This window comes from Christiangramia flava JLT2011 (assembly GCF_001951155.1).
GTDB lineage: Bacteria > Bacteroidota > Bacteroidia > Flavobacteriales > Flavobacteriaceae > Christiangramia > Christiangramia flava.
Genome location: NZ_CP016359.1, coordinates 1014112 through 1028564, shown reverse-complemented (window position 1 = coordinate 1028564; position 14453 = coordinate 1014112). Strand labels below are relative to the sequence as shown.

Sequence of the window (14453 nt, the reverse complement as noted above, 5' to 3'; positions counted from 1 at the left end):
AACAATTATTCATTTTCAGTGAACTGATATAGAATTATGATGGGGATAGTCTCGGTTACATACGCTTCGATATTCCCTCTGTTCCAGGTGCTTGGAGCCTCGATATAGATGTGCTTGAGACTAGGGAAAATTTTCAGGTAATCTAATGCTGGAAACGGTTGATTTTCAGAAACTCTGATTTTAAGAAGCTGAACGTTTCTACCGGCTGAGTTAATGGTCAAATAGTTTAACTGTTCAGCTTCAATGTCGGCAATTAACGGTGGGGTATTGCCAAAGGTCTTCATTTTACCATTCTCCAAAACTAGAGTAGGCTGAACGTCAAAAAGCAAGCTTTGCAAAGACGGATTAAGCTGGCTTTTTTGCATTTTTTGCGAACTTGATGAACTCTGTAAATAATCATTAAGTTCGATCAGTTGATTTTGGCCATATCCGGATATACTGAAAATACAGTATAATAAGATAGCCCAAAGAGTTAGATTTCTCATGGCTGAAAATTTTATTATTTATAAGAGGGGTAGTAAATGAATGCGCTGTGTGGGGGTGACATACATTAATTACGTAGTAAATGTAAACTACAGACAGATAACCAGCTGTATTTAAATTTATTTTTAGTTGAAAGACAGTATTTTATCGGTCAATTACTAAATACAGGAATTTTCTTTTCGATTATATTCAACAAAATTCAAAAGAATGTTAACGTAAAAGTGAGAAAAGCTGAAAGTGTGTCTAATATTTGATAAAACAAAGTTAACATTTATCATTTATTTAATAAATTGTTAGTAAATGTTCACTTTAACTATTAATTTGGTAATTCATCGATTAATTTTAGAATGGTATTTTTTTAATTCTATATTTGATATTGTTATAACGAAGGAAAATGATCCCTAACCGTTTTCCTTTAATTTTACCCTACCTCTTTTACCCCAAAATTGTTTTACGAAAGACATTCGAAGTTCTTTTATTAATTTTTAACCAATACTAATTTTTTTATTATGAAAAAAGCGATTTTTTGCGCGGGAGCGCTATTATTTGGGGCAATTGCTTTTGCTCAAGACAACGACAGTTTCGTGGTTCAATCAGGAAACAACAACGGTTCAACGGTGAACCAGGCAGGTTTAAATGATTTATCTTCTGTTTATCAGTCCGGTGATCATAACTCGGCGAACGTGGATCAAGGTGCTCAGGTTAACAAGGCCTTTATTGTTCAAACAGGGGATCATAATACTGCAACATCATCTCAGAATGATGATGGTCTTCAGGGACCTGGTGATAACTGGTCATTACAAATGCAATCAGGGAATCACAACGTAGCCACCGTAGATCAGGATTCGCCATATACTAATGGAGCTGGAGCAGGAACAACTGGTTCTTATGCTACTCAGATTCAGAGTGGAAACAATAATTCAGCTGATATCCAGCAATTGAATTCTGGCCATAAGTCACTGCAATATCAGTCTGGTGATCACAACATGGCTGATGACTTCCAAACTGGTGCAGGTCATGAATCTTGGACTTTCCAAACAGGTGATCACAATGATAGTTATGTTGATCAAAACGGATGGGGAGATGATGCATTCGCTCTGCAATCTGGAGATCATAACTATAGTGATGTATCTCAAAAAGGAGGTCAGAATGATTCATGGACTTTCCAAACAGGAAACCATAACTCTAGTACAGTAACACAAACGGCTGGACAACAATTTAGCTTTGTTTCACAGTCTGGAAATTTTAATACTTCTACTGTAACTCAAAGCGGTATTGTAATCGCAAACTAGGATTCCAGTTTAATAAGACTAATCAGGGGTTGCATGATTGAACCATGTAACTCCTGATTTTTAACGTTTAGTATCATGAAAACCATATTAATACTTGGAACCATATTGAGTTTCTCAATTTTTCAGAATTTATATTGCCAGCAGAATTTTGATGCCAGGATGTTGCAGGCTACAGTATTAGCTAATCAGTCAAATCCAACTTTATCTTCTGGGATCTACATTAATCAAATAGGCAATCAAAACGATGTCCAGATTGATGTTAGTCTTAAAAAAAATGATAGGCTTGAAGTTCAGCAAATAGGAGATCTTAATGAGGTCGTGAAGATTAAAAGAGTTAATTATCTTGATGAAAAAGTTGTTCAAATAGGACATCAGAATCGCATATATGATATGACAAACTCGCCAAGTATAGACTCACGGTCTCAATTAATTCAGCGTGGAAATTATCTTCAGATATATAAAGTAGGCTCAAACAGCATTTCAGAAAATCTCAAAATAAGTATGACCGGTAATTATAGGTCCATAGCCATTCACAATTTTTAACTTGCGGTTCCGAATACTTTTAGCAATATTATTTTTAAGTTTTTTTTCTTCAGAAATTTTTGCTCAGAATTTCAATAAAGAGGTATTACCTGAGATTAAAAAAGAATTTTCACATGAAACTAGAACTTATGACTTAACGCTTATAGCTAAAAATCAAACGGATCGAATATTTGGTTTGAGATATGAATGGAAATTTTTACTCCAGGATAAATCCGCAAAAGAAAATTCAAGGATTCTAGATGGACGGTTTACTTTGGAATCTTATGAGGTAAAAAAAATCGAAGAATTTCGCCTAGGATTACCACCTGCAGAGATGGTGCTTCTCGTTTTATTTTATGATGAGAATGACCAGCTAATTAGTACCCTTAGAGAAATTATTAAACCAAATTTAGATTCCGAAGATCCAGGTAATTTTTCCTATCAAAAACAAAATGAAGGAATCAAACTAGTGGGATTCGTTACTGAAGATACAAAGACCAAAGCAGGAAAAGATTTTTATGATCTTTTCTATCAAAAATACAATCTCTTGCCAGAAAAATCTGATCAGATAATCACTATCAGTGAAATGATCAATTTTGGTAGAACAACCAGGATTTTAATTAAAGTGGGTGATCAGATAATCTATCAGTTTTTTGCGCAACCGAAAATAGACTACCTCCGGGAACAAGTTGACATTAGTATTAAACAACTTGTTAAGTACTTAGAATACCTCAAGACCCGAAATCAAATGAAACAATACTAAGCTCTATCTCTATGAAAAAATTTTTTCTTTTAATTATATTATTATTAGCCACCGTGCAACTTACTACAGCGCAGGATTTGGTTTATAAACCAATTAACCCGGCGTTCGGAGGAGATACATTTAACTATCAGTGGTTACTTAGTTCGGCTCAGGCACAAAATCAATTTAAAGATCCCGATGCCGGTCTAGACGAACTCTCAGATCTCGATCTATTTGAACAAAGCATCAATTCACAGCTTTACAGTAAAATAACCAGTCAGTTATTTAAGGACCAATTTGGTGAAGGAGAGCTACAGGAAGGGCGATATACCTTTGGTAATTTAGCAGTGGATATTTACCCTTCGGAAGCTGGATTGGTGATAAAAATTTTAGATACCAGTACCGGTGAACAAACTCAAATTATCATTCCTAATAGCTAAGAATTATGTTTTATAGAAAACTGTTGATATTAGTAATGCTAATATGTTCATCCTGCAGTACTTATTTTAACCAGCCTACAAGCTTTACCGAAGCTCAATATGGTGAGTCTACAGGGATTACTAAACGCTTACAAAATTTACCTAAACCGGAAGAGAAGGTAGTAGTAGGAGTCTACAATTTTCGTGACTTGACCGGACAATACAAAGCTTCTGAGGCAGGAAGTACTTTTAGTACTGCCGTGACACAAGGGGGGACGGCCATTTTAATAAATGCCCTCGAGGAATCAGGCTGGTTTACCCCGATTGAACGTGAAAATATTGGAAACCTATTGAACGAGAGGAATATAATCCGTTCAACCCGTCAGGAATATGAAGGGAATGGAGAAAGTCAAAGCCAGTTGCCTCCTTTGCTTTTCGCTGGGGTTTTATTAGAGGGCGGTATAGTAAGTTATGATACGAATATAATTACGGGTGGAATGGGAGCCCGGTATTTTGGAGTGGGAGGCAGCACGCAATACAGGCAGGATAGAGTGACGGTATACCTACGAGCAATATCAACTTCTAGTGGTAAAATACTTAAGAATATTTATATCTCCAAAACAATATTATCTCAAGCACTCAGTGGCAACCTATTTAAATATGTGAATTTTCAAAGGCTCATGGAGGCGGAAGTGGGTTTCACCAGAAATGAACCTGTACAATTAGCAGTGAAAGAAGCAATTGAAAAGGCAGTGGAAGGCTTAATTATAGAAGGGTTGCAGGATGATTTATGGAAGACCAAAGATTGTGATGAAGTAAAAGATAAGCTCATTTCGGAATATAAAATCGAACTTGAAGACGTTCAAGAGGCTGGTTTATATAATAACAAATTTGTAGAACGGAGGTTTGGTAGTAGTTTAGGTGTTGGAATAGGTGGTTCTATCATAAGTGGAGACTATTCCCAGGAACGTCTGATGCCACTTGTGAGATTAAATTATGATAATAAATTCTCTAATAATTTTACTTTCAATTTGGCTCTAAGTGGTTTTACGTTAAAAAATTCAACTCAATTCGAACGCACCTTTTTAGGTTTTGATACCAATCTACAATATCTGGTATTACCTGATGATGACTTTACTCCCTTTATATATGGAGGGCCTGGAATTCTTTTTGGATTAGAGGATGATAAAACCCCATCTAATGCGCAATCCAGCTTCTTTAAATTGCAATATGGAATCGGTCTGGATTATTTTATAAATGAAAAGCTATCCTTTAAAATCTTTGGAGAACATTCTTTGTTACTCTCGGATGAGTTAGATTATAGAATAAATGGTAAGCGAAATGATTTTATTTACAATTTAGGTATTGGAGTTAGTTTTCATTTAGGTAAAACAGAACAACAAAAGAATTAAGATATTATGAAAAATCGATTATTATATATTGTAGCCTGTTTCATGTTACTATGTGGTTGTAGTGAGGATACAATTGATGGATATGTAACCGGTGATTTAACAGGGAAAGTGGTCAAAGAAGGCTCTAACGATCCTATTGAAAATGTTAGAATTAGTACGAACCCGACTTCCTCTACTGTTTTTACAAATGCAGAAGGAGAGTTTGTGTTGGAAAATATACCAGAGGGCGAATATTCAGTAGAGGCTAGAAAGGATGGATTATTGACAGCTTTTGAAGGGGCAACAGTTTACCCGAATAGTAATGTGAATGTAATATTTGAGATGAGTGTGGAATCGGCAAGTAATAGACAACCTACTACTCCCGATTTAATACAGCCTGAGGATGGGCAAGAAAACGTAGGTTTAGTAACTGAGTTCATGTGGAGCTCTAGTGATCCTGAAAACGACGAATTGACTTATCAATTAGAGTTGCGGAATGATCATGATGACCAAATCCAAATCTTTGAAGAAATAAAGGATACCACATTCACAGTCGATAACCTTAGTTATGGTTATAAATACTTCTGGCAGGTGAAGGTTTCGGATAGTATTAACCCAACAGTTATTAGTGAAATTAATACATTTTATACTGAAGAAGCTCCTGCTAACAGTATATTCTTCGTAAGAACTGTTGAGGGTAATAATGTGATCTTTAATTCAGACTTGAATGGTCAGGAATCTAGATTAACAGAACTAGGAAAAAATAGTTTTAGACCTCGGAAAAATTCTTCCATAAATAAGGTGGCATATCTAAGCGATGTGGCAGGTGAAACTCAAATATTTATTATGAACCCTGATGGTTCGCAGAAAAAGCAGGTCACCAGTAGCATACCAGTAAAAACAATTGATAAGGATAAAGTGGGGTATTCATGGTCAGAAGATGGAACCTACATTATTTATCCGCATCTTAACAAGTTATATAAGACTACTATAGAAGGCGGGGGGAAAGTTATTATCTATGACTCCGAGCCAGGTAGATATATTATGGATGTGGAAGAAAGTTATGATGGTAGGTTTATCCTAATTTTGGAAACTGATGTAGAAGGTTATAATGGTGAAATTTCCATTTTGAATTCATTAGGAGAAAAAGTGGAGACAGTCATAAATGGTTTTCAGGGAGTTTTAGATGGCATCGATTTGTCTGTAAACAATCGGTTAATTCTATATAGCAGGGATATTTCTGGGTATGAGAATCTTGCTTCAAGACAATTAAACTCCAAAATTTTTATTTATGATAGAGAAAGTGGTGAAACCTATAATTTGAGCGAGAGTAAACCGAATGGAACAAATGATATGGACGCAAGGTTTGCTCCAAACGAAGCAAGTGTGATTTTTGTGAATGGTGAAAATACTTTAGATAGTCAAAAGAATATTATACAAGTAAATATTGAAGAAGACTTATCTGTAGGTAATAATGATCGTAACATCGTAATGGAAAGGGCCTTTATGCCTGAATGGAATTGAGATTTTTTGATTAGAGATGATAAAAGGTGCAAATGCACCTTTTATCTTTTTAATTAAATACCAAATAACATCCTGACTGTACTCTAGATTTTCAACTAGCGTTATTATAAATGTAATTCCCCTCAAATCTAATTTTAGAGTCGATAATAGGAAATACCTATAAGGGATTTAATTGGATTGTTAACTTATAATTTATTAGAGGTATCCTGGTAATCACCAACAACCTGACTTCCGCTGTTACGTTTTACTCTTCCGTAGACATGTATTGTTGAATCACTGCCTACAAATTCCAATTTTGATCCACTATTCAGGTTCAGGTTCCCGTAGATTGTTAGATTTCCATGAATTTTTAAAACTGACCCACTGTTTATATTTAAGTCATAGTTTTTACCGTATCTCCCAACAGCAAGAGATCCGTACATATTGAATATACCATTACTATTTATATTGACAGAATGAGCAATATTCAGAGAACCACAGTAGGTAAGTTCCCCTCCAACATTAAGATTTTTTAAAGTTGTAGCTCCGCGATAATTCAAGACCTCATTACTATTTACATTTAGATTAGCATGACCTCTATATAAAGGATATTCATTGCAATTGGCGAATTCCTCACTGCCGGAACTTGTTTGAATTTTAATGATTTTCAGACCTCCTTTTCCGGAAGCTAAAAAGATATATTTGTTTGTCCCTTTTACATAATTAACAGAACCGTCAGTATCTAGAACTCCTGCCTCTAGAACTGTATTATCTAATGTATTTATTTTGGAGATACCTAATCCAGCACCCCCATTTGCCATAAACACGAAATTATCAGTGGTTGTTACCGCATTTGTGACAATGTCATTTGAATCATAAACTTCATCACTTAAAACTTGGATCGGTAAACTAAGCGTTCTGTTCGGAACATTCCAATTATAAATTCCTACTCCATTTGACCCTTCTGAAACTAATATTTGTTCTCCAAAGAAGCTAATAGTCCTCTTTGATTCCGGAGTTAATTCGTGCGTTTGAATTGCTTGCTGTACCTCCAAGGTCTGTGGATTCAAAAGAAGTAATCCTTTGTTGCCACTTAAAACAGCAATTTTTTCATTAGCTATTGCAATTGAACGTAAGTCTTCAATTGGGTTTTCTAATTGAATATTGAACAAATCAGTGCCTATCTTAGTAACACTACCGTTGCTTCCACTTAGAGCAATTATAGAGGATGCGTTTAACGGTGCTACATCTACGGCGGCGTAACCAGATAATGGCGTTATCCTCAGATTGTCTATAGAACCATCGGAATTCACATAGACCTCACCTAGATTAGCGTAAGCTGTCAAATATGGATTGGATTCTACATCAGCAGCCAGTGTAAATAATAATTTCGAATCATTAAATTTAATGGAGGTGAAATCTGCCTGATCTGAGGTGATTCGGGAAATGATTTTAGGATCCTTTTCATTACTAATGTCTATAATGTCAATTCCACCTAAGTATTCAGGACCTTCTTTCATATAAGATACGAAAACCAGGTTATCATGGAAATCTACATGGCTGGCTCTGAGTAATACACCATTTATTGATGGAGGAAGTATTTCCGCAATTTGTTCAAACGTAATATCATTGAGAGATAATTCTCCTTCTTCTCTTCCAATATTTATTTGGCGATTAGAAACGACACCATTAAATTGCTTATCCAGGGATTGATTCAATTCCGTTAAATCTTTTTGAACATTTAAATCTAGCGAAACTGGATTTTCAATCTGATCTTCATTATTAGAACATGAATAACTCAGTAAAACCATTAGAATGGTACAAACTTTAAAAAAATTTCTCATTTTGATTTAGATTAGGGCAGTATTTAAATAAATAATTATGCCTTTAAGGCGGAGCAAAAATGCTAATTATGTAGGTGAATGCCTATTAATAGAAGTGAAAAAAGGTGTAAAATCTTCAAACGGTATTAATATATCGGTGAAAGGCAGGCTTTTATTAAGCAGATAACAATCTTATACAGTAGGTATTCTATAATATATGGGAAAATTTGAATATTACAAATGTTGATAATGTGGAAGTACGTTCACTAGGCATTTGGAAAAAAGGACTTTCAAGACATGATTTAATTATATAAATATCGTTTTCAAAAGTCGAAGTTGAATGCCTTATCAGGGTTTTATTTTATAGTATTCTTGAAAGATTATTGAGTGCAATAATACAATTTTACTGGAACTTTAGTCTATTATTCTTCACTAAGAAAAAATTCACTTTAAAAGGGTCCTAACCAATATGATTTATTCGTAAATTATTGTGCTTCAGTACTCTACCGGTCAATTTTTTCCTTTTACGGTTTTTGGTTCAAAATTCAGTAACACTCAAATGTTTACGTTTTGAAAATATATAACTCTTAATTATAGGTCATGATTGAAGATTATACCAAATATTACAGAACCATTTTATTAGCGTTTAGCGTTGTTCTCGCAGTTTATATTGTGAATCATTACTTCGGATAAGCTAATGCTGAGATACATAGAACATAGCACTCCCCGGTCTATTATTTAAGGAATAATTATTCCTTCGGTAAGGTTATTATAAAAGTTGTTCCAGTCTGAGGAGTACTTTCTACATGAATTTCACCCTGGTGACCTTCGACTATTTCCTTTACGATCAATAATCCTAAACCGTAACTATTCTCTTTGAGTTCATTTTTATTACCGCTAGTAAACCTTTCTTTAAAGATTTTTTGCAGTACTTCCTGAGGAATGTGGGAGCCATTATTATGAACGGCAAATTCAGCATGCCTTTCATAGTTTCGTAAAGTAATTTGTACTGTGCCGGTGGAACTTCCATGTTTGACGGCATTGGTTATTAAATTATTCATCATTTGGGATAATCGTAGCCTATCCCAGTTTCCATGGATGTCATCGTCAAAACTGAGTACAAATTCGATTTGAGGATAGGCTAGTTCATGCTCATGAATAATATTTTGGGACAGTTCAACTAGGTCAATAGGGACTTTTTGGAAACTCATTCCCTTACCCAGACGTAACTCGGTTAGTTCTAGTAGATTATTGATGAGGCTAGTCATTCGATCCACACTCACCTCGGTATATGCCAGGGTTTTTTTTCCTTTCTCCGATAAATTTTCTGAGAGTTTTAATAAGGAATGGGCTCCTTTAATGGTGGAAATAGGATTTCGTAAATCGTGACCCAAAATTCCAAGGAAGAGGTTCTTGCTTTCATTTAATTTTTCTTGAAATCGAGTTAGTGAAATCATCCAGATTTCATCCACCGCTTCATTGAAGCGAATCATTTCATAAAAATCCGTTTCCCAGTTGTCTGCTCTGGCTTCTTTTGCTCATAATCGCAACACGCTAGCACGTAGCGCACGGAATTCGGCACTTAACTGCATGAAATCAAAACCTGCATCCAAACGTTGCTCTCCATGATCGTTTGCAGCTTGAGTTTCAGCCATGTTCAGAACCTTATTTCCCTGTGACTTAATTTTCTGCTCGACATCTGACTGGGAACTGCGCATATCATAGATGATTCGATCAAGAATTTGAATCACATGATCCTTAATATCCTCTCGATTCATTTGCTTAGTAAGGAGAATATTTTTCTGAGCAAATTTTATCCACTCTTCTGCAATAGCTGATTTATTATCAGCTATAAAATCTACTAAATTCATTTGGTTGGCAGTTTAATAGTGTTCAACCATGTAACAATTGTAAATACATTGATAAATGATTAGGCTGAGCCAATTTTTTCGCATTCATTTTTAGTGTAACTCGGCACGAAAATCTTGGCGCAATTTTAATTCGTGCTGAGCGTTTTAGCTACTTTATCATACTCATCCTGAGTAAGTACGGCTGTCCATTCCGTAGGTTCTTTGCCGCTATATATGGCCAAATAGGTAACATTAGAATTTTTTGTCGAGGAATGCCAGTGCTCAATATTTTTATCGCATCGAATAATATCTCCTGTTCTTAAAATTACCGGAGATTTATCTCTTTCCTGGTAATAGGCTTCGCCCTCTACAATTATCAGAATCTGGACCGACGAATGTTTATGCCAATCTAACGTAGAATTCGCCTTAAATTTTGCTTTTGTAATGTTATAATTAAAATCATCATCATCATGTAGAATCGGATGAAGCCAGGCTTCACCAATGTAATGAACATTCGGCGCCTTGGTGCCTTCTTCTTTATAACTTGAAATACTATATTCTGAACTTTGAGCTATTACCATAGTTGGCAAAGTAAAGAGGATCAATCTGATTAGTAGCTTCATAGGTGTCATCAGTTATATTGAACAATCGAAGTTTAAAAATACTAAAACTTATATATATGATGGACTTTTCTTATACGGGTGAAGTACTTCGAGAGGAATAACAGGTAAACTGACTGAATTTTAGAATATCGAAAAAATTTATGATTCATTGGTTACAGCGCTTTTATAGCTGCCTTTGTAGCTATAGCTGGATCGTTGTAAATTTTTGTTAAACCCATATTAATTATGTATTTGGATCAACAACTCTTAAGACAATTTTTAATATTTGTTTAACCTTAAAAAATTCGATTTCTAAATATGATTTTCTGAAGATGGAGTTTGAACCAAGTGCAGAAATACTGAAATGTTCACCGATCCCGTACTACCACTGCGATATAAATGGCAAAATAATAAGCTATAATGATGCCGCAAAAAATGTATGGGGACGGGAGCCAAATCTTGCGGATGATCTATGGTCCGGAGCTTTAAAAGAATATTATTACGATGGAACGCCGGTACAAAAAGCGGAGCATCCAGCGGCACAAATACTTCAAAAGTCAGCGTTCGATACTAGGACGGAATTGCGAGTAGAACAACCTAATGGTAGCCTTAAATATATTCTTCTGGTTGCTCAGCCATCCTTCAACAAATCTGACCTGGTCGGGGGGTATTTTTATATGCTTGATTTTACGGAATTCCGAGTGAATAATATAAAAAATGCCAGCCTTTCGACCATAATTGAGACCTCCGACGACGCTATAATTACAAAAGATTTACAGGGGAAGATTACCAGCTGGAATCAGGCTGCCGAAAGGATTTTTGGGTATTCGGAAAAAGAAGCAATAGGAAAACCTATCACTATGTTATTCCCAAACTCACGACTTCACGAGGAGGATGTGATCATTTCTCAGTTGAAAAGTGGGCAAAGGATTGACCATTTTGAAACGATAAGGTTAAATAAGGATGGTAAACCAATAGCGATCGAACTGAATATCTCTCCAATCAAAAATGTTCATGGAAAAGTCATTGGAGCATCCAAAGTGGCCAGGGATATTAGCGAGCATATTTCTAGTCATGAAAAGAAAGAAATTCTTTCCGCAATCGTAGAGTCTTCGGATGATGCTATTATTAGCAAAAATCTGGACAGCATCATAATTAGCTGGAATAAAGGGGCGCAAAAAATATTTGGTTATACAGAGCAGGAGGCCATCGGAAATTCAATAACCATGCTGATTCCTGAAAACAAGCTCTCCGAGGAAGTTGAAATTCTTTCCAAAATAAGAAAAGGTGAAAAGATTGATCATTTCGAAACAGTTCGAAAGCATAAATCAGGCAGGGATATAACGGTTTCCATTACGGTATCCCCATTGAAAAACCATAAAGGAGAAATTGTGGGAGCCTCGAAAGTAGCACGGGATATCACACAACAGGTGGAATATCAGAAAGCCCTGGAGAAATATAACAGGAATTTAGAAATACTGAATTCAATTGGGAAATCAATTTCAGAAAAAAACGATTTTAAGGAAGTATTGCAATGGATTGTAGATACCACCTATAGATTGACCAATTCTCAATTGGTAATGTTTTTTTATGAGGTGAAATCAAGACATAAGGTGCATAGTTACGCGGCAGTGTCTGGCAGAAGTAAGCACTTTTTAGAAGATATAGGTGTTTCAAGATTTAAGGATATAGTTCCAAAGTCGAATGCACAATCCTTAATTTTTAATCTGAATGATGAAGTTGAAATTTTAAATAAAAGAAAATCGATTTATGAGAAGCTGCATTCTCTTTTAGGATCTAGTAATTTCATGGTATTGCCATTATCATCAGAGCATCATGCTGCGGGAGGTGGATTTATTTTCTGTAGTAATCAACCCGATTATTATCGTTCGCAGGATCTTTTGTTAATTCGAAATATTGCTAGCCAGGTTTCTGCAACCCTTCAAAATTCCTATTTATTTGAAAAAATAAAACAACTCAATGCAAAGAAAGATGAGTTCATTGCCGTTGCCAGTCATGAATTGAAAACTCCTCTTACTTCCTTAAAAGGATATCTTCAATTACTACAACATACTAATCAAAATCCCGCAACTGACGGCTTTATTGATAAGTCTTTAACCCAGGTGGAACGGTTAAATGGTTTAGTAGATGATCTCCTAAATATGTCTCGTTTGGACAGTGGGCGACTGGATTTTAAAAAGAGAATTTTCGATTTAAATAAGGTTATAATTGATGTAGTTGCCAATTTCAAATATACTCATCCTTCCCATGAAATTTTATTTGATGTTCAACAGGAACTTCTGGTATTTGGTGATGCTCAGCGCATCGAACAGGTAATTATCAATTTAATTTCTAATGCCATTAAATATTCTCCTTTTTCGAATACTATCGAAATAACCGCTACAAAATCTGTTGATAGTATTATTGTTTCAGTTCGTGATTACGGAATAGGAGTGAAAGAAGAACATCAAAAATTTTTATTTGATCGCTTCTATCGTGCAGAAAACTCTACTGGTATTGGTGGCCTAGGTATAGGACTTTACTTGTCTAAAGAAATTATTAAAAGGCATAAAGGGGAAATTGGATACCGCAAACCACCAGGTTCTGGCTCAGAATTTTATTTCACTCTGCCTTATGTTGATGACTTTAAGGAAACAAATAATGACATAACTAAATTGAATTAAATGGAAGTAGTTCTAGTCGAAGATGATTCAAGCATACGAGAACTTATAGAATCATTATTAGAAATTAACGGATACCAAGTACATAGTTTTGCGAATGCGAAGGAATTTCAACGCGTAAACGATACTTTATTCCCCGATGTATACCTTATAGACTATATGCTGCCAGATGGCAATGGCCTGGATCTCTGTAAAAGCCTTAAAGCAAACGAAAGAACCGAAAAGCTTCCCGTAATTGTTATGTCTGCCCATCCCGATTTATTTGAACTTAAGGGAGCGGATGAATTCTTAGCAAAACCCTTTGATATTAAAGACTTGATTAATTGTATCGAAAAACAATTATAAAAGCCTTCTGTACATATCTAATACAGGGTATAAGCCAGGATTATTAACTACAACTAAGGTTAAAAAATTCGTTTCACCTGAATTCTGAATCATTAAAGCCAGTACCTTAAGTGATTTTCAACCTGTTTGAGTTTAGAAATTTGAGTTAAACCTTTCATAAGGGTTTAGATTTCATCAAAAATTACCGGAATAGCGCACTCCATTGATATAGATTCTCAGGAAATTGAGAAAATTTTTCGATTCATTGATATGGAAATGCAAATTATAAAAGAAAATAAAAAGGCTATTTATGGAGGGGTGGTGACTACCTTGTTTACAGCGCTCGGAGTCTTTCTACTTGGAAGAATTTCTGGTTATGAGGCCAAACATTTAATCACCGCTTCACATGAGGGGATGAACATGCTCTGCAATACCATCATCCTGGCTTCCGCAACTATTTTAACTTTGTTGTTGACCTTACTGGGAATAAGTACTGGGACAGAATCAAGCCTGAAAAAGGATCATTATTATCAGGTATTGGATATTGCAAAATTCGATACAGTTTTGCTGGTTGCGGCTCTAATTATGTTCCAGCTATTTAATATACCTATTACCCGTGCAAATAATGTTCCCTTACACTGGTACTCGGCTGTATACTGGAGCAGCTTGTTGTTCTCTTCCATCCTTAGCGGAACCATGATCACGGTGGTATTGATGTTATTCAGGACTATATCAAATATTATTCATATTGCTGGATTAAAGAAAGATCATCACCTGGTTTCAAAGGAAAAAAGGAATAATGGCTAATTGGTACATATTCT

The 14453-nt window shown here is 35.3% G+C and carries 14 protein-coding genes; 9 read left to right on the top strand and 5 right to left on the bottom strand.

Features of this window, described 5'->3' with window-relative positions; genetic code table 11:
- Nucleotides 1–5 precede the first annotated feature (5 nt).
- Nucleotides 6–485: a hypothetical protein gene (locus GRFL_RS04325; protein WP_083643465.1), complete on the bottom strand. Its 480-nt coding sequence runs from the start codon at nt 483–485 to the stop codon at nt 6–8.
- Nucleotides 486–992: 507 nt separating this feature from the next.
- Between GRFL_RS04325 and GRFL_RS04320 the strand changes: the two genes are divergently transcribed.
- The 6 genes from GRFL_RS04320 (at nt 993) to GRFL_RS04295 (ending at nt 6373) form a co-directional block, all read left to right on the top strand.
- Nucleotides 993–1775 carry a hypothetical protein gene (locus tag GRFL_RS04320; RefSeq protein WP_083643464.1) on the top strand — a complete coding sequence of 261 codons (783 nt, stop codon included), beginning with the start codon at nt 993–995 and terminating at the stop codon, nt 1773–1775.
- Nucleotides 1776–1850: 75 nt separating this feature from the next.
- The gene (locus tag GRFL_RS04315) at nt 1851–2318 is read left to right on the top strand and encodes a hypothetical protein (protein ID WP_083643463.1); all 468 of its coding nucleotides are present in this window, start codon (nt 1851–1853) and stop codon (nt 2316–2318) included.
- 1 nt (nt 2319) lies between these two features.
- Nucleotides 2320–3060 (top strand): CsgE family curli-type amyloid fiber assembly protein, encoded by a 741-nt coding sequence (locus GRFL_RS04310; protein WP_083643462.1) that lies wholly within the window; start codon nt 2320–2322, stop codon nt 3058–3060.
- Between the two features lie 11 nt (nt 3061–3071).
- On the top strand, nt 3072–3479 hold the full coding sequence (locus tag GRFL_RS04305; protein WP_083643461.1) for a curli production assembly/transport component CsgF: 408 nt from the start codon (nt 3072–3074) through the stop codon (nt 3477–3479).
- 5 nt (nt 3480–3484) lie between these two features.
- Complete coding sequence (locus tag GRFL_RS04300; RefSeq protein WP_083643460.1) at nt 3485–4870, top strand: CsgG/HfaB family protein; 1386 nt, start codon at nt 3485–3487, stop codon at nt 4868–4870.
- A gap of 6 nt (nt 4871–4876) precedes the next feature.
- Nucleotides 4877–6373, top strand: a complete 1497-nt coding sequence (locus GRFL_RS04295) for a carboxypeptidase regulatory-like domain-containing protein (protein ID WP_083643459.1) — start codon at nt 4877–4879, stop codon at nt 6371–6373.
- Nucleotides 6374–6558: 185 nt separating this feature from the next.
- Here GRFL_RS04295 and GRFL_RS04290 read toward each other — a convergent pair whose 3' ends face one another.
- From GRFL_RS04290 to GRFL_RS04275, 4 genes are all read right to left on the bottom strand, one after another.
- Nucleotides 6559–8196, bottom strand: coding sequence for a hypothetical protein (locus GRFL_RS04290; RefSeq protein ID WP_139839200.1), 1638 nt, complete (start codon nt 8194–8196; stop codon nt 6559–6561).
- Between the two features lie 728 nt (nt 8197–8924).
- Complete coding sequence (locus GRFL_RS04285; RefSeq protein ID WP_083643457.1) at nt 8925–9668, bottom strand: sensor histidine kinase; 744 nt, start codon at nt 9666–9668, stop codon at nt 8925–8927.
- A gap of 45 nt (nt 9669–9713) precedes the next feature.
- Nucleotides 9714–10046, bottom strand: coding sequence for an RsbRD N-terminal domain-containing protein (locus GRFL_RS04280; protein ID WP_083643456.1), 333 nt, complete (start codon nt 10044–10046; stop codon nt 9714–9716).
- Nucleotides 10047–10171: 125 nt separating this feature from the next.
- Complete coding sequence (locus tag GRFL_RS04275) at nt 10172–10648, bottom strand: cupin domain-containing protein (RefSeq protein WP_083643455.1); 477 nt, start codon at nt 10646–10648, stop codon at nt 10172–10174.
- A gap of 311 nt (nt 10649–10959) precedes the next feature.
- Here GRFL_RS04275 and GRFL_RS04270 point away from each other — a divergent pair, with 311 nt between their 5' ends.
- The 3 genes from GRFL_RS04270 (at nt 10960) to GRFL_RS04260 (ending at nt 14439) form a co-directional block, all read left to right on the top strand.
- The gene (locus tag GRFL_RS04270) at nt 10960–13311 is read left to right on the top strand and encodes a PAS domain-containing sensor histidine kinase (protein WP_083643454.1); all 2352 of its coding nucleotides are present in this window, start codon (nt 10960–10962) and stop codon (nt 13309–13311) included.
- Complete coding sequence (locus GRFL_RS04265; RefSeq protein WP_083643453.1) at nt 13312–13653, top strand: response regulator; 342 nt, start codon at nt 13312–13314, stop codon at nt 13651–13653.
- Nucleotides 13654–13902: 249 nt separating this feature from the next.
- Entirely contained in the window at nt 13903–14439 is a 537-nt protein-coding gene (locus GRFL_RS04260) for a hypothetical protein (RefSeq protein ID WP_341475766.1), read from the top strand.
- Nucleotides 14440–14453: the final 14 nt, after the last annotated feature.